Source organism: Vibrio sp. 1-2 (7-a) (assembly GCF_013048515.1).
GTDB lineage: Bacteria > Pseudomonadota > Gammaproteobacteria > Enterobacterales > Vibrionaceae > Vibrio > Vibrio diabolicus.
Genome location: NZ_VHSQ01000018.1, coordinates 1 through 21,637 on the forward strand (window position 1 = coordinate 1; position 21,637 = coordinate 21,637).

Genomic DNA, 21,637 nt, shown 5'->3' on the forward strand with positions numbered 1-21,637 from the left:
GGAAAATGCCAAAGACGGAATAGTCCGCCCCTACAGAATACCGCTCAGAATGACAGATACCGCCTTAGTTGGCGGTATCTGCGTAGATATTAGAAAGTCAATGAGTCGGTTCGTAGACGCTTACCAATAAAGTACTCAATGTCAGTGTTTGCTCGCAGTACTGCTAGCACAGAGGATAGGTCTTGCTGAGAAGATGCACGCTGCATTTGCATCGCAACTTGCTCTTCTAACTCACTATCTAGCTCAGCATTTACAGCATCAAGCTCGATGATAACAATGTTACCTTCAAGATCTTTAGACTGACCATATACTGGCTTGCCATCGACTGGTTTTGCCATCGCGAATACCGTTGTTGCCAACGGAGAACGGCGATCTACTGTCTCTTGTTCACCAAATGCAAGGTTGTTTTCAGTAAGCACATCTGTCTTACCTTCTTTCAATGCAGCAACAACCTGTGTACCAAGTTCCATCGCATCTTGCTCACCCTTAACGCGAGAAAGCTCTGCAATAACCTGATCTTTCACTTCTTCTAATGGAAGAACCGTCTCATCACGTGCATCTTCAACACGAACAACAATAATATGTTCAGGTGCAACTTCGATAGCTTCAGAGTTTAAGCCATCTTCTTTTACTTCAGGGCTAAGGATTGCTTGCATTACCGCAGGGTTACGAAGCACTTCAGGTGCGTCAACCTGAGAAATAAAGTCCGTTGTCTTCACTTCTTGGTTAACGGCTTGAGAAGCGTCATACAATGAGTCTGGGTATTCAAACGCTACGCGCTCAAGTTCGCTTTGTAGCTCGTAGAATTGATCAACCGCTTGTTGGTCAACCATTTCTTGTTTGATTTCAGCGGCTACTTCTTCAAATGGCTTCGCCACAGAGTCTTTTAGCTCTTCAAGCTTGATAATATGGTAACCAAAGTCCGACTTTACTAGACCCGACGTATCGCCTGGATTCTTCAACGCGAATGCCGCTTCTTCAAAAGCAGGGTCCATCACATCACGCTCAATCCAACCTAAGTCACCACCGTTTTCAGCGCTGCCAAAATCGTCAGATTTCTCTTGAGCAAGCGTCGCAAAATCTGCACCCGCATTTAGCTCATCTAGGATAGCCTGCGCTTTTGCTTCATCGTCCCCTTCTACAAGAATATGAGCGACACGACGCTGCTCTTCTGAAGAGTATTTGTTTAAGTGCTCTTCGTAGTACTTTTTCACCTCAGCATCAGAAACATTAACTTGTTCCTTTAGCGCTTCAGCAGACAGTTCGATATAAGCGACTCTAACCTGCTCTGGGCGAGTAAAGTTATCAGGGTTTGCTTTGTAGTACTGTTGAATTTCTTCGTCAGTCAATTCAATGTTTTTCGCAAACTCTGCTAAGTCGATTTTAATCGTGCGAATATCACGAGTTTGAGTAAACAGCTTACCTTCTGCCTGTACTTCACCTGGCAGAATAAATTCACTGTTTTGTAGTGCATTCAGCAGTTGTTCACGAACCAATTCACGACGCATGTACTCAGCAAAAGAATCTGGCGAAAAGCCTGCACGACGCAGAGAAGCTTGATAGATCTCTTGATCGAACTGACCATTAGATTGGAATTGAGGCATGTCTAGAATCATGCTGCGAACTTGGGTGTCGCTGATTCGCAGACCTAAAGCTTCTGCTTGTTGGTCAAGCAACACGTCATTGATCATTCGATCTAAAACGGATTTGCGGAAAGATTCAACATATGCAGGGTCAGCCAGCATTTGAGAGAAGTAGTCACCCAACTGAGCTTGCATACGGTTACGCTCATTTTGGTATGCCATCTCGAACTCACCACGAGGAATCTCAGTGTTACCGACTTTCGCTGCAGAGTTGTTGTTACCACTAACGATGTAGCTACCCACACCTGCAAAAACGAAAGACAGGATGATAAGCCCAAGGATAATTTTGACCGCGATGCTATTCACGCCTTCGCGTAGTCGATCCATCATAATTTAACTGCTCTCCACAATTGAAGCCTACTGCTTCTATCTAATAGAAATAATGGCGCAATAATATCAGAAAAAGAAATGCGCATCAGTATGATGCGCATAATTTAAGAAAGTTCGGCTCGAAGTTTGTAAATTTTTGTTCGAAACTTATTGTTTGAGCAAAAGTTAAGCAAATGGCCGGTTACAGAATTAACGCTGTGATTAGTTACAAGCGTCTTTCAGTGCTTTACCAGCTTTAAAAGCTGGTACTTTTGCTTCTGCGATTTGGATTTCTTCACCAGTTTTTGGGTTACGACCAGTACGTGCAGCACGAGTACGAACGCTGAATGTACCAAAGCCAACTAGAGCAACTTGATCACCAGACTGAAGAGTGCCGCTTACTGCTTCGATGAATGCATCTAGAGCACGACCCGCTGACGCTTTAGAAATGTCTGCATTTTCTGCGATTTGTTCTACTAACTGAGTTTTATTCACTGTAATTTCCCCTTTGTGTCATCTGTGATTATTTTTGTGATGACTTTCGTTCCATTGTTAAGAAAATATGCTCCATCCCTTATTCGTCAAGGGCTGGCAGCTATCGAAACTAACTTAGCGCCCAAAAAAAACGCTGACAAGCCTTTTTAGACTTATCAGCGTAAACTTTTACTTATTTTTGCTGCACATCACTATTTTTGAGACTCAAACTCAACGCCCGTCGGGTCTCGCTCTAGTGCGACTTTCAGTACTTCATCAATCCACTGGACAGGGATGACTTCCAGATCAGCGATAACATTATCAGGAATCTCTTCCAAATCACGCTCGTTGTCTTTTGGAATTAGCACAGTCTTAATGCCGCCACGGTGTGCCGCAAGTAACTTCTCTTTTAGGCCACCGATAGGTAGGACTTCACCACGCAGTGTGATTTCACCCGTCATCGCCACCTCGGCTTTCACTGGGTTACCTGTCAGAGCTGAAACCAAAGCAGTACACATTGCAGTACCCGCACTTGGGCCATCTTTTGGCGTCGCGCCTTCTGGTACGTGCACGTGAATATCTTTCTTCTCGTAGAAGTCAGTATTGATACCCAGTTTTTCTGCACGAGAGCGAACTACTGTCATTGCGGCTTGAATAGACTCTTGCATCACGTCACCAAGAGAGCCCGTTTGCGTCAGTTTACCTTTACCTGGCATAGATTGAGTTTCAATCGTTAGCAGATCACCACCCACTTCTGTCCAAGCTAGACCTGTCACTTGACCAATTCGGTTACTTTCATCCGCTTTACCGTAATCGAAACGTTGAACACCCAAGTACTCTTTTAGGTTGTCCATCGTTACCGTTACTGACTTGATGTCTTTATCCAGCAAGATGTTCTTCACGGCTTTACGGCAGATCTTAGAGATCTCACGTTCTAAGTTACGGACACCCGCTTCACGAGTGTAATAACGGATGATGCCAATAATCGCAGAGTCTTCAATGATGATCTCATCCGGTTTTAGACCATTGCGCTTCACTTGCTTATCAACAAGGTGACGTTTTGCAATGTTCAGCTTCTCGTCTTCGGTGTAACCAGATAAACGAATAACTTCCATACGGTCTAACAATGGACCTGGAATGTTCATTGAGTTCGAGGTTGCAACGAACATAACGTCAGAAAGGTCGTAATCCACTTCTAAGTAGTGATCGTTGAACGAGTTATTCTGTTCAGGATCAAGTACTTCTAATAGCGCTGATGCCGGATCGCCGCGCATATCTGAAGACATTTTGTCGATTTCGTCCAATAAGAACAATGGGTTCTTCACGCCAACTTTCGACATCTTCTGGATTAATTTACCTGGCAATGAGCCAATGTAAGTACGGCGGTGACCGCGGATTTCTGCTTCATCACGTACACCACCCAGCGCCATACGAACGTACTTACGACCCGTAGCAGAAGCAATTGAACGACCAAGAGACGTTTTACCCACACCTGGAGGACCAACAAGACAAAGGATTGGACCTTTTAACTTATTGATTCGGTTTTGAACCGCCAAGTATTCAAGAATACGCTCTTTTACGCGCTCTAGACCGTAGTGGTCTTCATTAAGAATCTCTTCTGCTTTCGCTAAATTTTTCTTAACTTTTGAGCGTTTAGCCCAAGGCACGCTGACCATCCAATCGATGTAGCTACGAACCACTGTTGCTTCGGCAGACATTGGAGACATCATCTTAAGCTTTTGCAGCTCTTGCTCAGTCTTTTCACGTGCCTCTTGAGGCATTTTTGATTCGTCAATCTTCTTCTGCAGCGTTTCGAACTCGTCTGGTGCGTCTTCCATCTCACCAAGTTCTTTCTGAATCGCTTTCATTTGCTCATTCAGATAGTACTCACGCTGAGATTTTTCCATTTGCTTTTTAACGCGACCACGAATGCGTTTTTCAACTTGCAGCAAATCGATCTCTGATTCCATCTGGCCCATTAGGAATTCCAGACGCTCAGTGACATCAACAATTTCAAGTACTTGCTGCTTATCCACCAGCTTCAACGGCATATGAGCTGCAATGGTATCCGCTAAGCGTGCTGCTTCGTCGATACCGTTGAGTGAGGTTAAAACTTCTGGTGGAATCTTCTTGTTTAGCTTAATGAAGCCTTCAAACTGATTGATCGCACTGCGAACAATCACTTCTTGCTCACGCTCATCCAATTCTGGCGTAACCACAAATTCCGCTTCCGCTAGGAAGAAGTCACTCTCTTTAAAGTGATTAATTTTCGCACGTTGCTGGCCTTCAACCAGTACTTTTACTGTGCCATCCGGAAGCTTCAGTAGCTGGAGAATGGTGGCTACCGTACCTACTTCAAATAGGTCGTCAACCGTAGGCTCGTCAGTATCAGCTTGCTTTTGTGCCACAAGAAGAACTTGTTTGTTGGTTTCCATCGCCGTTTCTAAACAGCTAATCGATTTCTCACGACCAACAAACAATGGAATAACCATGTGCGGGTAGACCACTACGTCACGTAGAGGTAGTACCGGGATCTCGATACGCTCGGAACGTTCCAAGTTCATATAATTCTCTCTTCCGCTTTCACGTTTACGTATTACTTATCGATTTATATGGGGGCTAATTGTTTGGATTCAATAAGAGAAATAAAAAAAGGAGGTAATTACTTACCTCCTTTTTCATTACGGCTGAATTTACTCTGCTCCAGCGGCCTGATTGTCTGAGTTGCTATAAATAAGCAATGGCTCTGACTCACCATTAATGACGGACTCATCAATCACGACCTTACTTACGTCTGTCGCAGATGGCAGTTCGTACATGGTTTCCAGTAATACGCCTTCAAGGATCGAGCGTAAACCACGAGCACCTGTTTTACGCTCCATTGCTTTCTTAGCGATAGCGCGCAGCGCATCTTCTCGGAACTCAAGTTCAGCGTTTTCAAGCTCAAACAATGCTGCGTATTGCTTGGTTAATGCGTTCTTCGGTTCACATAGGATCTGAATCAACGCTTCTTCATCAAGCTCAGTCAGTGTTGTTGTCACAGGAAGACGACCAATGAATTCTGGAATGAGTCCGTACTTCACTAGATCCTCAGGCTCAACCTGAGTAAATAGCTCACCCACGGTCTTCGATTCGTTTTTAGAACGAACTTCCGCACCGAAGCCAATACCTGTACCTGTTGCAACACGCTGCTCAATCACCTTATCTAGGCCAGCAAATGCACCACCACAGATGAACAGGATCTTCGACGTGTCCACTTGCAGGAATTCTTGCTGAGGGTGCTTACGACCACCTTGAGGTGGAACCGATGCAACCGTACCTTCGATAAGTTTTAGTAGCGCCTGCTGAACACCTTCACCAGATACGTCACGCGTAATAGATGGGTTTTCAGCTTTGCGTGAAATTTTATCAATTTCATCAATGTAAACGATGCCGCGTTCAGCTTTAGCTACATCGTAATCACATTTTTGCAGAAGCTTTTGGATGATGTTTTCAACGTCTTCACCCACATAACCAGCCTCGGTTAGTGTGGTTGCGTCTGCCATTGTAAATGGCACATCCAAGAATCGAGCTAATGTCTCAGCAAGTAGTGTTTTACCGCTACCTGTTGGGCCAATTAGAAGGATGTTACTTTTACCAAGCTCCACACCTTCACTCGTTGTATCACCATTGCGTAAACGCTTGTAGTGGTTATATACCGCAACTGCGAGCACTTTTTTCGCGTAATCTTGCCCGATCACATAGTCATCAAGGTGTTCACGGATCTGTTTTGGCGTTGGTAACGCTTCAGATTCTTTCTTAGGGAGAACATCCTTGATTTCTTCGCGAATAATATCGTTACATAAGTCGACACACTCGTCGCAAATGTACACTGACGGACCTGCGATTAGCTTGCGAACTTCGTGCTGACTTTTGCCGCAGAAAGAACAGTACAGCAATTTACCGCTGCCACTTTCTTTGCTTTTATCTGTCATTCGCTAACCTCTTAGCCTTTACTCTTCATGAATGAGTGTATATCAATTTTTGCCAAAATGCGCTGGCTAATTACTCGCCGCGGTGGCTTAACACTGCATCCACGATACCGTATTCCACAGCCTGCTCTGATGACATGAAGTTATCACGATCAGTATCGCGCTCAATGACTTCAAGAGGTTGGCCAGTATGTTCTGCTAACAACTTGTTTAGCTTCTGCTTAATGGTCAGGATTTCCTGAGCATGGATTTGGATATCAGAAGCTTGACCCTGGAAACCACCCAATGGTTGGTGGATCATTACACGAGAGTTAGGCAGTACGTAGCGCTTACCTGGCGCACCACCTGCTAACAGGAAGGCACCCATTGAACATGCTTGACCCATACATACAGTGCTAACATTTGGCTTAATAAACTGCATGGTATCGTAGATAGACATACCAGCTGTTACGCTGCCGCCTGGCGAGTTGATGTATAGGAAAATATCTTTATCTGGATTTTCAGATTCTAGGAAAAGTAGCTGAGCCACGACAAGGTTTGCCATGTGGTCTTCCACTTGACCCGTTAAAAAAATCACGCGCTCTTTCAGCAGACGTGAGTAGATGTCGTAAGAGCGTTCGCCGCGGGAAGTTTGTTCAACCACCATTGGTACTAGCGCGTCCATAATTGGCGACATTGCATTTTTTTCTTGGTAGCTCATATTCTTATGTCCCTAAAATAAATGGCCCGGATGATGACTATCATACGGACCATTGTTAGCAGAATAGTTAACGTTAAGTCAACCTTCTACGCAAGATATTGCTTATTAAGCAGCAGGTTGTTGTTGGTTAAGTAGCTCGTTGAAGCCTACTTCTTTCTCAGAAACCTGTGCTTTAGCGATGATCGCGTCGATTGCTTGCTCTTCTAGAGCTACGTTGCGCATGTTGTTCATCATTTCTTCGTTTTGCTCGTAGTAAGCAATAACTTCTGATGGATCTTCGTATGCAGTAGCCATTTCTTCAATCAGAGCTTTAACTTTCTCGTCGTCCGCTTTTAGCTCTTCAGACTTGATTACTTCACCTAGTAGAAGACCAACTACTACGCGACGTTTAGCTTGCTCTTCGAACAGTTCACGTGGAAGCTGAGCAGCAGCTTCTGGGTTACCACCGAAGCGTTGTGCAGCTTGTTGACGTAGAACTTGGATTTCTTGCTCGATAAGCGCTGATGGTACGTTGATGTCGTTTTGCTCAACTAGACCGTCAATCGCTTGCTCTTTGATGCGGTTCTTAACAGCTTGCTTAAGCTCGCGTTCCATGTTTTTACGAACTTCAGCTTTAAGTGCTTCAACACCGCCTTCAACAACACCGAACTTAGCAACGAACTCGTCGTTTAGTTCTGGTAGTTCACGAGCTTCAACTTTGTTCACTTTGATTGCGAACTTAGCTGCTTTACCTTTTAGGTTTTCAGCGTGGTAATCTTCTGGGAAAGTCACGTCGATGTCGAATTCCATACCTGCAGTTTTACCTGCGATACCGTCTTCGAAACCAGGAATCATGCGACCAGCGCCCATTTCTAGTGGGAAGTTCTCAGCTTTACCGCCCTCGAATTCTTCACCGTCGATAGAACCAACGAAGTCAATGCTTACGCGTTTGCCATCTTCTGCTGCTTCTTCAACTTCAACCCAAGTAGCTTGTTGCTTACGTAGAGTATCGATCATCTCTTCTACGTCTGCGTCTTTAACTTCAGTTAGCGGTTTTTCAACAGTGATGTTTTCTAGGCCTTGAAGCTCAACTTCTGGGTAAACTTCAAAAGTTGCAGTGAAAACTAGGTCTGAACCTTCTTTGTTTTCTACAGGAGCGAAAGTTGGAGCGCCAGCTGGGTTGATTTTCTCTTTAACGATAGCTTCGATGAAGTGGCGTTGCATAACTTCACCAAGAACGTCTTGACGTACTGCTTTGCCGTACATCTTAGCAACCATTTTTAGAGGCACTTTACCCTTACGGAAACCATCGAAACGACGGTTTTTAGCGATGTTGCGTAGTTCAGCTGTTACAGCGTCTTCGATGTTTGCAGCTGGAACAGTAATGTTTAGACGGCGCTCTAGGCCCTCTAGCGTTTCAACAGTAACTTGCATTATATATAAACCTCTAAAGTGGCTCGGTTTTCCGAGCGTATGAGCGAAACTCAGCGGAGCTTACGCTTCATCCTTGTGTAGTGTTCTGTCCGAACACCTAATTTAAATCGAGTATCGATACTGTTTGTCAGTACCGGACTAATCAGTGATATCTTCGATAAAATTACCAAAGGTATCTCCTATTAGCCTCAGGACAGAATTTTTAGACGCGACATTCTAGCGATCTGTCGCAACCCTGTCGAGCCAATAGCCACTATGTGGACATTGTCTGCGCTAAATTCTCGAATGCTGACCCATTTTTTCTTCAAAAATGCGATTCAAACACCGTCTAAGTATCGTCAGCATATCTAGAATGGGGACAATAGCGACTTTTTCAAGAGAATCGACCGGTTTTTTTATCGAAAAGCCTAAAAAGAGATCTTGCTCTTGTTTTACTCCACAGAGTTGAAAACTAAATCCCTAATCCTCCCTACAAACTATTAACATTTTCTTACGTGACCAAAGGAAAGGTTTAAGGAGTGTAAGGATGTCGCAAAAAAACCGGATTCTGCTGACTTTTTTTGCCTTCTATTTCCTTTGCGCAATCATAGGTGGTCATTGGGTTTGGCAGACTAGTTATCAATCATTGCTTGATAAACACCAGTCCCAACTTGAGCAATTTTCTAGTCATATTAAAAACAAACTCGATAAATACGCCCATATCCCTAACCTTCTGGCCAAAGATGACCCTCTCCATCAAGCGTTACTGCATCCAAATAACAGTGCCCAACTGGAACTCACCAATCGGTATTTAGAATCCGTTAATGACGTGATTGAAGCGGCAGATACCTATTTAATCGATCAATGGGGTACGACGGTCGCGGCCAGCAACTGGCGTAAAGAGCGATCTTTTATTGGACGAAATTTTGCGTTCCGCCCTTATTTCAAACAAGCAATCGTTGGAGAACGAAGCCAATACTACGCGCTGGGTTCGACTTCGGGTAAGCGTGGCTACTACTATTCTTATCCGATCATATACGCGGGCGGCGTCCTTGGTGTGGTCGTGGTTAAGATGGACTTGAGTAAGATAGAAGACAACTGGCAGCAACCAAATAGTGTGTTCGTCGCGAGCGATCCGCACGGGATTGTTTTCATGAGCAGCCGAAGTGATTGGCTACTCAAAAGCTTACAACCACTGACTGAGAATGAAAGAAAACAAGTTTGGGCAAGCCGACAATACCTTGATGAGCCAATTGAAACTCTAGGATTGGTGGGCAATGTGGAGGAAACGCATTCTGAGCTTAAACAAGGTTACCCATATAACAAAGGGACCTTGGTGGTCTCTTCGTTGCCCCTACCAGAGCTCAAGCTGACCATCCGTGTACTATCTCCCAAGCAGTCTATCGTCTGGCTCACTATGGGTTACATTTTTGTACTTACTCTTGCATTCACAGTGTTGTTTTTAATTGGCCAGCTCATCTATCACCGTCAACAACGCCACTTACAACTTGAGAGAATTCAACAAGAGGCCAATCAAAAACTTGAATATCAAGTCATGGCTCGCACCGCAGAATTGCAAGCAGAAATCGCCCAGAGAATAGAAACCGAACAAACACTTCGCCTAACGCAAGACGAACTCGTTCAAGCTGCGAAACTAGCAGTATTGGGGCAAATGTCAGCCAGTATCAGTCATGAACTGAATAATCCACTTGCGGCCATTCGCAGCTTTGCTGAAAACGGCAAGCTGTTCCTCCAAAAAGAAAAATATGAGCGAGTGGAAGATAATCTAACTCGCATCTCAGCCCTCACTGATCGTATGGCAAACATCAGTCAGCAGCTTCGTTCTTTCGCTAAAAAAACCAGTGGAAACGAGCTGGCTCAATCTCGTTTGTTTCCAGTAATTGCCTCAGTCAAAGAGCTGATGAAACCCGCACTTAAATCTGCACGTGTCACGCTAGAAACGCAGGTACCAGAGCACGATGTTGAAGTTCAGATCAATATCATTCAACTTGAACAAGTGTTGGTTAATTTACTGACCAATGCGATAGAGGCTCTCAAAGAGCAACAAGACAAACAAGTACAGTTATCCATAGAGCAAGACGAACATGCCGGTTTGGTTTGGATTCATGTAGATGACAATGGTCCAGGGCTTGGAGATTTCTCACTTTCGGACTTGTGTGAGCCTTTCCTAACTACCAAACAAAATGGGTTAGGTTTAGGACTCTCTATCTCGCAACAAATCTTAGCCAGTATGAACGGAAGATTATGTGCCCAAAATCGAGAACAAGGCGGAGCTCGATTTTCATTGTGTTTACCTATCGCTCCTAACAACACAGAACAATCAAAAGGATGAGATCATGTGTCAGGTGTTTTTTATTGATGATGAAGCCGATCTTAGACTGGCAATAGAACAAACGTTTGAATTGGCAGATATCGATGCCACATTCTTTCCAGACGCTGAATCTGCCTTACTCGCCATTAAGCAGGGAGCCGAGCCAGGAGTGGTGATTACCGATATTTGCTTACCCGGTATTTCAGGGATGGATTTACTGAATACCCTTGTGCGAAAAGACACCCATCTTCCCGTGATTATGATTACTGGTCATGGCGATATCTCAATGGCGGTTAATGCGTTACACCAAGGAGCGTATGATTTTATCGAAAAGCCATTCCCACCTGAGCACCTAGTTGAAACCGTCAAGCGCGCCATTGAGAAGCGCCAATTAACGGTTGAAAACGAGAAGTTACGCCTGTCTCTCAAGGCAAGTAAAACGCTCGGACCTCGTGTTATCGGAGAAACGTCTAGCATTCAAATGTTACGCGAAACCATTGCTCACATCGCCGATACTGATGCAGATATCTTATTGTTTGGCGAAACTGGTACAGGTAAAGAGTTAATCGCCCGTTCTTTGCATGAGCAAAGCTCTCGACGGAACCAAAACTTTGTCGCAGTAAATTGTGGTGCAGTACCAGAGAATTTGATTGAGAGCGAACTCTACGGGCATGAAAAAGGCGCATTTACTGGCGCAGAAAGCCGCCGTATCGGTAAGTTTGAATTTGCTCAAGGCGGTACACTTTTCTTGGATGAAATCGAGTCAATGCCAATCCAAGCCCAAATCCGTTTACTGAGAGTACTGCAAGAGCGTGTGATTGAGCGTGTCGGCTCGAATGAACTCTTGCCCTTAGATATTCGAGTGATTGCCGCCACCAAAGTCGATTTGAAACGTGCTGCTGAAGAGGGAACCTTTCGCCAAGATCTTTACTATCGACTGAATGTGGTTACCTTAGATCTCCCGCCACTGCGTGAACGGAAAGAAGACATCCCTGCCCTCTTCCATCATTTCCTATTGGTAGCGGCTTCACGTTACGGTAAAAGCTCTCCTAGCTTGTCATCCCACGACCTCGCCCAACTGATGAACCATGACTGGCCAGGCAATGTTCGCGAACTAAGAAATGCAGCTGAACGTTTCGTGCTATTGGGTAAATTAATTCAGTTAGGAGAATCGACTCCGGTTGCCAAGCCTTCTTCAAGTCTTGCAGAACAAGTAGCAGAGTTCGAGAGAGCAGCCATTGAAGGCGCATTACTGGAAAATAACGGCAGCATTAAACAGACAATGGCGCAACTGAATGTGCCTCGAAAAACTCTGTATGACAAAATGCAACGCTATCAAATAGATAAAGAGCTCTACAAATAAAACGATTCTCAAGGATTGGTATTATATCCAACTTGAATCATAATTTTTAATAACTGATTCATCATGGTTGTTACGGATATGAACGAGAAAGTGAGAATACCGATCATTACAGATACCGTGATGGTAGACGGGCAATATCAAGAAGAGAGACGTTCAGGCGAAGAGCGGCGCAAGAATAAAAAGAAGTGGCGAAGCTACGAGCGGCGAGTCCACCCAGACCCTCGTAGGCCTAGCTACAAACCCATAGACGAAGAGGTGTGAATCATCACACCTCTTTTGTTTTTCTTCAAATATCTGGTGCCATTATTTAGTGATGATTTCTGGCCCCATCAAGGTGGTTGGTAACCAAGTCGACACCCATGGCACGTACGTTACAATAATGAGGAATAGGAACATCACCGCCACCCATGGCAGTGCGGCTTTTACTACATTCATCATCGACATTTTGGCGACACCTGCAGTAACAAACAAGTTAAGCCCAACAGGTGGTGTTATCATACCTATCTCCATATTCACCACCATCATAATACCTAAGTGAATTGGGTCGATCCCCAGTGCTATCGCAATTGGGAACACCAGTGGTGCAACAATGATCAATAAGCCTGATGGCTCCATAAACTGACCACCAATCAACAGCAATACGTTCACCACAATCAAGAAGGTGATTGGTCCTAGACCAGCTGACATCATCGACTCTGTGATCATTTGCGGGATGCGTTCTTCCGTGAGAACGTGCTTCAAAATTAACGCATTGGCAATAATGAAAAGCAGCATGATGGTGAGTTTACCCGCTTCATAAAGCGTGTGTTTGGTGTCTTTATGAACGAAGGTGTGAAAAATTTTGACTAACGCAGGCTTAGTATTTTGCTTATCAGCAAATGGCCCCATGTCTTTGTATACAAAGTTGGCAATAAAGAACGAGTACACAGCAGCAACCGCAGCGGCTTCTGTTGGGGTGAAAATACCGCCATAAATACCACCGAGAATAATCACCACCAGCAACAAGCCCCAGCTTGCATCCTTAGCTGCATCAAACGTCTCTTTCCAACCGACAAATGGTTGTTTTGGCAGGTTCTTAATACGGGCAGCAATATAGATCGCTATCATCAGCATGACGCCAGCCAACAAACCCGGTATCACACCACCGAGGAACATACGTCCAACTGATACATCAGTCGCGGCAGCGTAAACTACCATGACAATAGACGGCGGAATTAATATCCCTAGCGTACCTGCGTTACAAATTACGCCGGCCGCAAACTCTTTTGAGTAACCGTTTTTGATCATACCTGCGATAACGATGCTACCTATGGCAACAACCGTTGCTGGAGATGAACCTGACAGCGCGGCAAACATCATACACGCGACAACCGAAGCCATCGCTAAACCACCACGGAACCAGCCTACAATCGCAATCGCGAAACGAATGATCCGTTTCGCTACACCACCTGTCGACATAAAGCTTGAAGCTAAAATGAAGAATGGAATTGCTAATAGAGTGTAGTGTCCAGCAAATGCATTAAACAACGTTTGAGCAACAGACGCCAAAGACGCATCCGAATGAATCAAAAGGAAAAGAATACTGGAAAGACCCAGAGAAACTGCGATTGGCACGCCGACGAGCATGAAGCCAATCACCATCAAAAATAGAAATAAGATATCCATGACTTATTGCTCCTTGCTCTTAGAATTGTCTGAGGCCTTTGGAGCCATAAGATCACCGGCATCACTCATCTCTTCTTGAAGCGCCTCTAGCTCTTCTTCCGCTTCATGCCCTGCAATCAGTCGGTCGAGCTTTCCGGTAGCAATTTGCCATGTTGCCTGAGCAAATCTCAGCGTTAGCAACGCCATACCAAGCGGCAAAGCGAAATAAGGAATAAAACGTGGCAGCTTTTCGTAACGCTCTCCCTCGTTTAACCAATCCGCCATAAACTGAAGCATTTCCGGCATTGGAATATCATCCGTTTCATACCACGCTCGGTCTGTGGCGAACGGATACCAGTAGTTCCAAGAGCCAATTAAAAGCAAAATAGAGAAGGCTAAACAGCATATTGCAGCAAATAACGCCAAGGCTTTTCGTTTGCCCTCTGGCACTATGTTGATGATCACATCAACACCAATATGAAAGTGTTTTTTCACACCGTAAGAAGCGCCGACCAACACCATCCATGCGAACATAAAGACGGTGAGCTCAAGCGCCCAAAGAATATTGTCGTTAAAGACATAACGAAAGATGACATTGGCAAAGGTTAACAAGGTCATGGCACCTAGGAAGAAAGCAATCAAAGTCTCTTCAATGGCATCGGTGATTCGTCCAGCCTTGGCAAAAAAAGTCTGTTCCATAATTACATCACGTCGTCTGTAGGGGAAAAGAGCCCCCTCTAATCGAGAGGGCTAAGCGTGCTAGGCGTTATTATTTTTGGTTAGAAGCCAAAGCGGCTTCGATTAGGTCAGAACCAATGTCTTTTTCAAACTTCTTCCATACTGGCTGAAGTGCAGTGACCCACTCTTGGCGCTGTTCTGGCGTTAACGTGCGAACCACACCACCAGCTTCGATGATGTTGTTTTTGTTCGCCAGGTTCACTTTGGTCGACTCAGCATTACGCTGCGCTGTCACCTCTTGGATGATTGTGTTTAGCTGCTCGCGCTGATCGTCTGGTAAGTTTTTCCAGAAGTCGTTTGACGTCACTACTAGGTAATCCAGAATCCCGTGGTTCGTTTCCGTAATGCCATCTTGAACTTCGAAGAACTTTTTGCCGTAGATGTTTGACCAAGTATTTTCTTGACCATCAATAACCTTAGTTTGCAGGCCACCGTACACTTCTTTGAATGACATTTTTTGCGGGTTTGCGCCTAGCTGTTCAAACTGAGCAACGAGAACGTCAGAAGCTTGAACACGGAACTTAAGCCCTTCAGCATCGGCTGGAGAAATGAGCGGCTTGTTGGCTGACATTTGCTTCATGCCATTATGCCAAAACGCAATACCTTGTAGACCACGTCGTTTCATTGAGTTTTTCAGCTTTTCACCGGCTTCAGAGTTTTGGAAGCGGTCAACAGCGTCGACATCGTCGAATAAGAAAGGCAGATCGAAAAGGCGGTACTTTTTGGTGAATTTCTCAAACTTAGAAAGAGAAGGTGCAGCGAGTTGAACATCACCATTTAGTAGTGCTTCCAACACCTTATCATCATCGTAAAGCGTTGAGTTCGGAAACACCTGCATACAGACTTTACCGTTCATCTCTTCGTTAACGCGTTTTTCAAGTAACGAAGCCGCAATACCTTTTGGGTGTTTGTCCGCGTTCGTTACATGGCTAAATTTGATGACCGTTTCACCTGGGTCACAATTCGCGGCAGCGTTAAAGCTCGTTACAGCAAGCGCAGAGACAGATAGTAGAGTTAGAGGCTTAAACATTATTATTCTCCTTGTTGAATCACATCCCATCCCGTCCATGAATAACTAGGTATTAGGCGATGGGTACGGATGTTCAACAAAGAGCAATTAATGGACCATGTTAAAATTCATATGTATTTCAATAAATTAACAAAGCCCATTAACATGAACACAGAGTATAACGAGTGAATTCCACCCAAGAAAAAGATTCAAATGGGTGGGAAATGACCCATTTATGAAGAACAGCTTATCTCCATTTTCTTCCCCCATTCTGGTGGCAATTTCGCGTAATCATCAAACTCGGGTTGCTCATCAAATGGGCGCTTTAACAGTTCGGCCAATCGGTGTAATTCACTAAAGTCCCCTTCTTCCGCTTTATCAATCGCCAACTGAGCCAAGTAGTTACGCAAGATGTATTTGGGATTGGCTTGACGCATCTGTTCGCAACGCTGTTCGGCTGAAATCAGATCCCCTAGTTCATCAACCTCTAGTTCACATCGAGCTAAGTACAGATCAAGCCAAGCTCGCGCAGCTTCTCGGTCGAGAAATAAATCGATTACGGCTTGAGAAGAATCAGTATCAAGATTTGAAAGCGTTCTAAAGAAGCGAGTGTAATCCGTGTTATTTTGGTGAAGGAGCTCAAACATTGCTTCAAATAAACGTCCATCTTCCGCGATCTTGGTTTTTAAACCCAACTTCTCACGCATTAGGCGGCTGAACTGCTGACTCAACCGGACTTCAAATTGACTCAACGACGCTTCTAAATCTTCTCGCTCAACGAGTGGCGATAGCGCATGCGCGAGTGCTGAGAGGTTCCAAAGCGCAATTCTTGGCTGTTGGTCAAATGCATAACGACCTTGGTAGTCGGAATGATTACAAATATATCCCGGATCATAATCATCAAGAAAACCAAACGGGCCGTAATCAAACGTTTGACCAAGGATCGACATGTTGTCGGTGTTCATTACCCCATGAGCAAACCCATACGCTTGCCAATAAGCAATCATGTCCGCTGTTTTCTGAACAATTTCACCAAACATTGCAGCGTATGGCTTCTCTGCCGATGCACAATCAGCAAAGTGCCACTCGATCACTTTGTCCGCCAGTAACTTCTGCTCTGCCAATTGATTGGTATAGAAAAAATGCTCGAAATGGCCAAAACGCACGTGGGTCTCCGCCATACGAATCAACATTGCGCCGAATTCTGTTTTCTCGCGATAAACCGGCGTGTCACTGACCATCATGCCAAGAGCACGGGTCGTCGGGATCCCAAGCCCTGCCATGGCTTCACTACATAGATACTCACGAACGGTTGAGCGCAACACCGCCCTGCCGTCCCCCGTTCGCGAGTAGGGGGTTAGCCCCGCGCCTTTAAGGTGAATATCAAACCAAGTGCCATCTTGATGCTCAATTTCCGCCAACAGCAATCCACGTCCATCGCCCAAGTCTGGGTTGTAAACGCCAAACTGATGTCCTGCGTATTTCATCGCCAAAGGACGAAACGGTTCGAATTCGCTTTGCCCAGAAAAAACCGCCAATAGCTCATCGTTTTGCTCTGCTGGTAAACCAAACTGCTGCGCCAACTCACCATTCCAAGCGACCCAACGAGTATTATCCAAGGGTTGCGGCTCGACCAAAGTATAGAAAGCTGACGGCAATTGACTAAAGCGATGGGTGAAACTGACCCGTTGCCAAATGGACATGTGGGATTCCTTAATAAAAAGAAGTACTGCTGTCAGTATACGTGTGAACGTCACTGTCATTCAGCCATGAAATGGGCATGGGTATTTTGCGTGAATAAAGCGAAGGTGGTAGGAAGGTATTAACCCGCTGCATACCACCTCACAAACGGAAGTGGTATGTAAAAGCGATCAAATGATTAAGCGGAAAACTCTTCACCCGTTTTTGGTGGCTCTGATGGTGTATCAAAACGAGCGCGTTCAATATCCACGACCGTTTTATAGCTCAGCGACAATAAAGCCAACTGGTACGCACCGAAAATACCATAGGCAACACCCACAAGGCTTAGCATGAAGAGGTTAGTAAAGTGACTAAAGATAAGCTGACTGAGCAATCCCGCGCCCAATGGAATTAAGCCCATCAAAATGAATACTTGTTTGTTGTATGGTCTGCTTTGGTTCCACGAACGACGCAAGCTGCGCGGCTGATGATCCATTGCGGTCGCTGGCAACACGAACGACCAGCGCGCCATCACCCAATAGCCCGGAATGCTTGCAACCGTTGTGATAAACGCCATGGCGACAAAATCAGGTTCACCACTTTCTGCAATATAGAGAAACGACAACACAAAGATTGGGATACCAATGACGAGCATCATCATCAACCCAAATAATATCCACCAGCCAATGAAACGGAACTCTCTGGCTGACAAGCGAAATACATCCAACGCTGAGTGCATGTAATCGCCAATCAAATAAATTCGGTGTACACGCACAGCCGCCATCGCGGCAACAAGTGGGTATAAAATGATTGTGACGAAATAAAATCCCGCGATGTTTCCTTCTTGAGCGTTCGCTTGATCTTGCCCCGTCATTTCAGGATACATAAACACAAAAATTGAGTGCACGATGATCAATGGAATACAAGCAATGACAATTGCGAGTAGGTTCCTTCTGACCATCACTGCTGCTTCTCGGCATATTGCCGAAACAGAAAAGTCCTCGGTTGACATACAACATCCTTAATTTATAAAAATCTGCCCATAGGGTAACCGCTGAATAGAAAAATCGCTTTAAAAATAATGAGAAACACATCTCATAAGATAATGAGAGGTACTAGGAAGTAAAACGGGCACAAAAATTAAACCACTCAATGTGAGTGGCTTATACCGTAATTCGATATCGTTTTAGACGCGGCGTCGCCAGCCCAATGCAACAAGTAACATCAGAGCCCAATAAGAAACACTGCCGCTACCTTCAGAGTTCTTGAATGTCGTTGTTTTCAAGGAAGCGACAACCGTAACGGTCACTTCACCTATTGCGGTAGCACCGTTGCCATCTGAAACCTTATATTGCAACTTGATGTTATCAACCGCACTATCCGGAGCTTGAAAACGAATTTTACCATTCTCTACACTCGCACTTCCCACGCCCGTTAGGTTCTGTACGCTTTCTACAACCAGTTTATCGCCATTCACATCCGAATCATTGCCAGCAGCATCAATCACAATGCTTTCACCAACGGCAACGGTCGCCGTATCTGCTAACGTGACTGGCGCTGCGTTTTGCATGGTTAAATTGACGGTAGCACTGGAGGTTTCATTACTTGGATCAGTAACGGTTAGACGGAATGTCAGAACCTCACCCGCTTTTATACCTTGAGGCACTGTAAAGCTTGCCGTAGCACTGGTCGAATTTCCGATAGAAACTGAAGTACCAGCCAATTGCTCCCATCGGTAGTTCAACACATCGCCATCCGCATCTGTGCTGTTTGCCGCCGACAACGTTACTTTCTGTCCAGCAGTAATCTCCTGGCTATCCACATCGATGAGCGCTTTTGGTGCTTCGTTACTACCAAGTACTTCGACCTGCACGCTCACAACCGAAGACGAATACACGCCATCCGTAGACAGCAAACGATATTGGAAGCTGTCCAAACCAACAAAGTTTGCTTCAGGTTGGTATTGGTTGCCAGAAATGGTGCCGTGCTCAGGCTTCTGCACAATGTCCACATTGAACTGATACCCTATGGCCATGAAATCATTGTCCATCAAGTTCAGATCGACTGGCGTATTCTTATCGGTTTGCAGTGAATCAGCTTTCGCTTCAACAATGTTGTTCACCTCCACATTCAAGAGTGCTGCGAACGGAACATAAGAGAACCCGGCTTGCTCCAAACCAAACGTACCTATCTCGTTGTAATTACCAGTCCACATTGCAGGCAGGGATGATTTTTCAGTTTTTAGTAAGCGGCCAAAGTCAAAGTTCGATTCAAATTCACCGCCTTCTAATTCCACTACTAACAGGTGCTGACCCGCACTTAATTGGCTCGGTTGAGGGAATAAAATTCGGGATGGCTTTTGGAAGCTACCTTGCTGTAAAAGTTCAGCATTGTTCTGATCCAATATTAATCGGTAGCCCACGTTACCTGAGAATGGGAATCGCCATACTCGATAAGTCATGTCACTTTGAGCGCTATTGCTTTGCGCGTAAAGTTGAAGACCATCAAGCTTTGTCTCAGCATTCAAATCCAATGATACCGCCAGAGTGTTACTGCCACTTGCGTACACATAACCTTGGTGAAGAGAGTTCAACCATGCCGATTTATTTGGCTCGTTTATATGCTCAAGAGAAAAACTGCCGCCGTTGGTATTGCTGGCAATGTTGGAAATACGAACCCCAGTATCAAACCCGGCGATCGCTCTCAGACCCGGGGTCGATGCATCTGAAATGACATTACCACCATTAGGATACAAATCGCCGGCATCACTGCTTCCATCATGTTCTAACTCATTCAGACCATCGGCCTGCATGATTTGAACCTGCATCGCGCCAACATCGTTAAAGCGATTCTGGACATTAACCGACGTCGCTAGTATGCCTTCTGCCGCCAATGCTCGGTCGTAACCGCTAAAGGTACGGTTTTCCAAATAAACGCGTGGGCCGAACTCTTTCAAGTACGGGTCGAGATACACCAGTTTGGCATCGTCGTTGTTCACGGAAATAGGCACCGGGCTTTCATGAGTGATCGTTGGTACTACGAAACCAGCGGCGTGTTTGCTCCACGCACTCATGTTCACTGGCGTGTCTCCTGCGTATGAGTCTCCCGGTTTCTGTGCCCATGAACCACCGCCCATCACGCCCCAAGAACCGATCGAGGCATCACTGTTCCTTGCGTACAAATCCGGCAAGCCAAGCATTAAATGGCCAAGCTCATGTACGATCACGCCTAACGTCGCTTGATGATCAACTTGGTAGTCAGCAAACACACAATAATCGGCAATTTTTTTGCCATCTAGGGTCACATCATCGTGAGAGAATTTATGCGGCCAAATAGAAGGACGATCAAGGAATCCGGTTGAACGGTCGCCACCCGCAAAAATAAACATAACTGAGAGTTCTGACGGTTCTACGGTACCATTTTGATTGCTGTCGTAAGCCGAAAGATTAAAGTACGGATCCAGTTTTTGATACGCTTCGGTGAAGACCGCATTCAACTTGGCAGTACAAGTCTTGTCAGTTGAGCTAGAGTGGCAATTTGGGTGGCTTTGCGCCACGGTCACATTGATCACACCATCATTCGCGGTACCATAACTCTCAATCGCAGGGACAACTTTGAATTTCCCTTGAGAGTTTTTATCAAAATAATCGACAACGCTTTGGCCATCGGTATTAAACACACGTTGTTCGAAGTCATGCACCATTGCTTGGTCATCAAAGGAGACTTGCACAACCAACAGTGGTTGTTGCTTCACCGATGAGCTACTCATCGCCTGATAACCTTGCGCCGAACGCAATAGATTTTGGCGCGCCATCGGTTCAATGGTTTTTAGAGAAGATAACTGCGGCTTAACTTGTAGATCCGGGCGAAACTTCGCCAATTCAGGCGCATCACTCGATTGAGTTTTAGCAACACCCGTCGAGCGTAACGTTGGGATGTCTGACTCACGCTGAATCTGTGCAAAAAACCAAATGCCATCTTCATGAACCAAGGCATTACCTTGTTTATCTTCAAACCAGTGGAAATCGGCAGTGCCGCGTAAAATTGCCTCACTAGAGGTACCATCGCTCAACGCAATAGTATGCCAAACTGGTGATGGCGGAGTAGTTGCCATGCTCTTACCTGCAAGAAGCGCAGTTAGCATAGTCAAGGCGAGTGTGTTGAATTTCAAAGTACGGCTCCATCTTTTCGATTCGTTTAATACCAAGCACAGCCAGTACACAATAGCCCATAAACATAGAATGAAGTTGAGTGGCTAACGACTAAGGCTGGTATCAATTCGCTCAGATAACACAATATTATTTAGCATCACGTTACAAAAGCGTCGGATGCCCAAATACTTTTGTAAGTGTGGCTTCCGAGGGTATAAATTGAGTGAATGA

At 45.2% G+C, this 21,637-nt stretch carries 15 protein-coding genes and 1 pseudogene; 3 read left to right on the forward strand and 13 right to left on the reverse strand.

All coding sequences use genetic code 11. The features are described from left to right. Positions 1 to 89: 89 nt before the first annotated feature. The 7 genes and pseudogenes from ppiD to FKN08_RS23870 form a co-directional block, all read right to left on the reverse strand. Positions 90 to 1,973, reverse strand: a complete 1,884-nt coding sequence (gene ppiD / locus FKN08_RS22515; RefSeq protein ID WP_170892887.1) for a peptidylprolyl isomerase — start codon at positions 1,971 to 1,973, stop codon at positions 90 to 92. A 201-nt stretch (positions 1,974 to 2,174) separates the two neighbouring features. Continuing rightward, positions 2,175 to 2,447: an HU family DNA-binding protein gene (locus tag FKN08_RS22520; protein WP_005382341.1), complete on the reverse strand. Its 273-nt coding sequence runs from the start codon at positions 2,445 to 2,447 to the stop codon at positions 2,175 to 2,177. 191 nt (positions 2,448 to 2,638) lie between these two features. Then, the gene (gene lon / locus FKN08_RS22525) at positions 2,639 to 4,990 is read right to left on the reverse strand and encodes an endopeptidase La (protein WP_005390529.1); all 2,352 of its coding nucleotides are present in this window, start codon (positions 4,988 to 4,990) and stop codon (positions 2,639 to 2,641) included. A 129-nt stretch (positions 4,991 to 5,119) separates the two neighbouring features. Then, positions 5,120 to 6,400: an ATP-dependent protease ATP-binding subunit ClpX gene (clpX, locus tag FKN08_RS22530; RefSeq protein WP_005390528.1), complete on the reverse strand. Its 1,281-nt coding sequence runs from the start codon at positions 6,398 to 6,400 to the stop codon at positions 5,120 to 5,122. Between the two features lie 70 nt (positions 6,401 to 6,470). Beyond that, positions 6,471 to 7,097 (reverse strand): ATP-dependent Clp endopeptidase proteolytic subunit ClpP, encoded by a 627-nt coding sequence (gene clpP, locus FKN08_RS22535; protein WP_005382347.1) that lies wholly within the window; start codon positions 7,095 to 7,097, stop codon positions 6,471 to 6,473. Between the two features lie 105 nt (positions 7,098 to 7,202). After that, a complete protein-coding gene (gene tig / locus FKN08_RS22540; RefSeq protein ID WP_047009482.1) occupies positions 7,203 to 8,510 on the reverse strand; it encodes a trigger factor in 1,308 nt (435 codons plus the stop codon). 273 nt (positions 8,511 to 8,783) lie between these two features. After that, a pseudogene (locus FKN08_RS23870) lies at positions 8,784 to 8,996 on the reverse strand (hypothetical protein). Positions 8,997 to 9,036: 40 nt separating this feature from the next. On the opposite strand from FKN08_RS23870, the gene FKN08_RS22545 reads away from it, so the two are divergent. The 3 genes from FKN08_RS22545 to FKN08_RS23875 all read left to right on the forward strand — a co-directional run bounded on the left by FKN08_RS22545 (position 9,037) and on the right by FKN08_RS23875 (position 12,445). Continuing rightward, complete coding sequence (locus FKN08_RS22545; protein ID WP_065645431.1) at positions 9,037 to 10,842, forward strand: ATP-binding protein; 1,806 nt, start codon at positions 9,037 to 9,039, stop codon at positions 10,840 to 10,842. Positions 10,843 to 10,846: 4 nt separating this feature from the next. After that, positions 10,847 to 12,184 carry a sigma-54 dependent transcriptional regulator gene (locus FKN08_RS22550; protein ID WP_005390512.1) on the forward strand — a complete coding sequence of 446 codons (1,338 nt, stop codon included), beginning with the start codon at positions 10,847 to 10,849 and terminating at the stop codon, positions 12,182 to 12,184. Between the two features lie 78 nt (positions 12,185 to 12,262). Beyond that, positions 12,263 to 12,445: a hypothetical protein gene (locus FKN08_RS23875; protein ID WP_041853050.1), complete on the forward strand. Its 183-nt coding sequence runs from the start codon at positions 12,263 to 12,265 to the stop codon at positions 12,443 to 12,445. Between the two features lie 42 nt (positions 12,446 to 12,487). Here FKN08_RS23875 and FKN08_RS22555 read toward each other — a convergent pair whose 3' ends face one another. The 6 genes from FKN08_RS22555 to FKN08_RS22580 all read right to left on the reverse strand — a co-directional run bounded on the left by FKN08_RS22555 (position 12,488) and on the right by FKN08_RS22580 (position 21,426). Next, positions 12,488 to 13,849 (reverse strand): TRAP transporter large permease, encoded by a 1,362-nt coding sequence (locus FKN08_RS22555; RefSeq protein ID WP_005390510.1) that lies wholly within the window; start codon positions 13,847 to 13,849, stop codon positions 12,488 to 12,490. 3 nt (positions 13,850 to 13,852) lie between these two features. Next, on the reverse strand, positions 13,853 to 14,527 hold the full coding sequence (locus FKN08_RS22560) for a TRAP transporter small permease (RefSeq protein ID WP_005390505.1): 675 nt from the start codon (positions 14,525 to 14,527) through the stop codon (positions 13,853 to 13,855). Positions 14,528 to 14,597: 70 nt separating this feature from the next. Then, positions 14,598 to 15,596, reverse strand: a complete 999-nt coding sequence (locus tag FKN08_RS22565) for a TRAP transporter substrate-binding protein (protein ID WP_005390503.1) — start codon at positions 15,594 to 15,596, stop codon at positions 14,598 to 14,600. 212 nt (positions 15,597 to 15,808) lie between these two features. Then, positions 15,809 to 17,278, reverse strand: coding sequence for a protein adenylyltransferase SelO (locus tag FKN08_RS22570; RefSeq protein WP_170892888.1), 1,470 nt, complete (start codon positions 17,276 to 17,278; stop codon positions 15,809 to 15,811). Positions 17,279 to 17,454: 176 nt separating this feature from the next. After that, positions 17,455 to 18,267, reverse strand: a complete 813-nt coding sequence (locus tag FKN08_RS22575; protein ID WP_104974337.1) for a sugar transporter — start codon at positions 18,265 to 18,267, stop codon at positions 17,455 to 17,457. A 174-nt stretch (positions 18,268 to 18,441) separates the two neighbouring features. Next, the gene (locus FKN08_RS22580; protein ID WP_170892889.1) at positions 18,442 to 21,426 is read right to left on the reverse strand and encodes a M6 family metalloprotease domain-containing protein; all 2,985 of its coding nucleotides are present in this window, start codon (positions 21,424 to 21,426) and stop codon (positions 18,442 to 18,444) included. Positions 21,427 to 21,637: the final 211 nt, after the last annotated feature.

Bases quoted from the DNA above. Each gene is read 5' to 3' on its own strand.
- FKN08_RS22570 (WP_170892888.1), bottom strand. From the start codon at position 17,278: ATGTCCATTTGGCAACGGGTCAGTTTCACCCATCGCTTTAGTCAATTG.
- tig (WP_047009482.1), bottom strand. From the start codon at position 8,510: ATGCAAGTTACTGTTGAAACGCTAGAGGGCCTAGAGCGCCGTCTAAAC.
- clpP (WP_005382347.1), bottom strand. From the start codon at position 7,097: ATGAGCTACCAAGAAAAAAATGCAATGTCGCCAATTATGGACGCGCTA.
- FKN08_RS22560 (WP_005390505.1), bottom strand. From the start codon at position 14,527: ATGGAACAGACTTTTTTTGCCAAGGCTGGACGAATCACCGATGCCATT.
- FKN08_RS22575 (WP_104974337.1), bottom strand. From the start codon at position 18,267: ATGTCAACCGAGGACTTTTCTGTTTCGGCAATATGCCGAGAAGCAGCA.
- FKN08_RS22565 (WP_005390503.1), bottom strand. From the start codon at position 15,596: ATGTTTAAGCCTCTAACTCTACTATCTGTCTCTGCGCTTGCTGTAACG.
- lon (WP_005390529.1), bottom strand. From the start codon at position 4,990: ATGAACTTGGAACGTTCCGAGCGTATCGAGATCCCGGTACTACCTCTA.
- FKN08_RS23875 (WP_041853050.1), top strand. From the start codon at position 12,263: ATGAACGAGAAAGTGAGAATACCGATCATTACAGATACCGTGATGGTA.
- ppiD (WP_170892887.1), bottom strand. From the start codon at position 1,973: ATGATGGATCGACTACGCGAAGGCGTGAATAGCATCGCGGTCAAAATT.
- FKN08_RS22555 (WP_005390510.1), bottom strand. From the start codon at position 13,849: ATGGATATCTTATTTCTATTTTTGATGGTGATTGGCTTCATGCTCGTC.
- FKN08_RS22545 (WP_065645431.1), top strand. From the start codon at position 9,037: ATGTCGCAAAAAAACCGGATTCTGCTGACTTTTTTTGCCTTCTATTTC.
- FKN08_RS22550 (WP_005390512.1), top strand. From the start codon at position 10,847: ATGTGTCAGGTGTTTTTTATTGATGATGAAGCCGATCTTAGACTGGCA.
- clpX (WP_005390528.1), bottom strand. From the start codon at position 6,400: ATGACAGATAAAAGCAAAGAAAGTGGCAGCGGTAAATTGCTGTACTGT.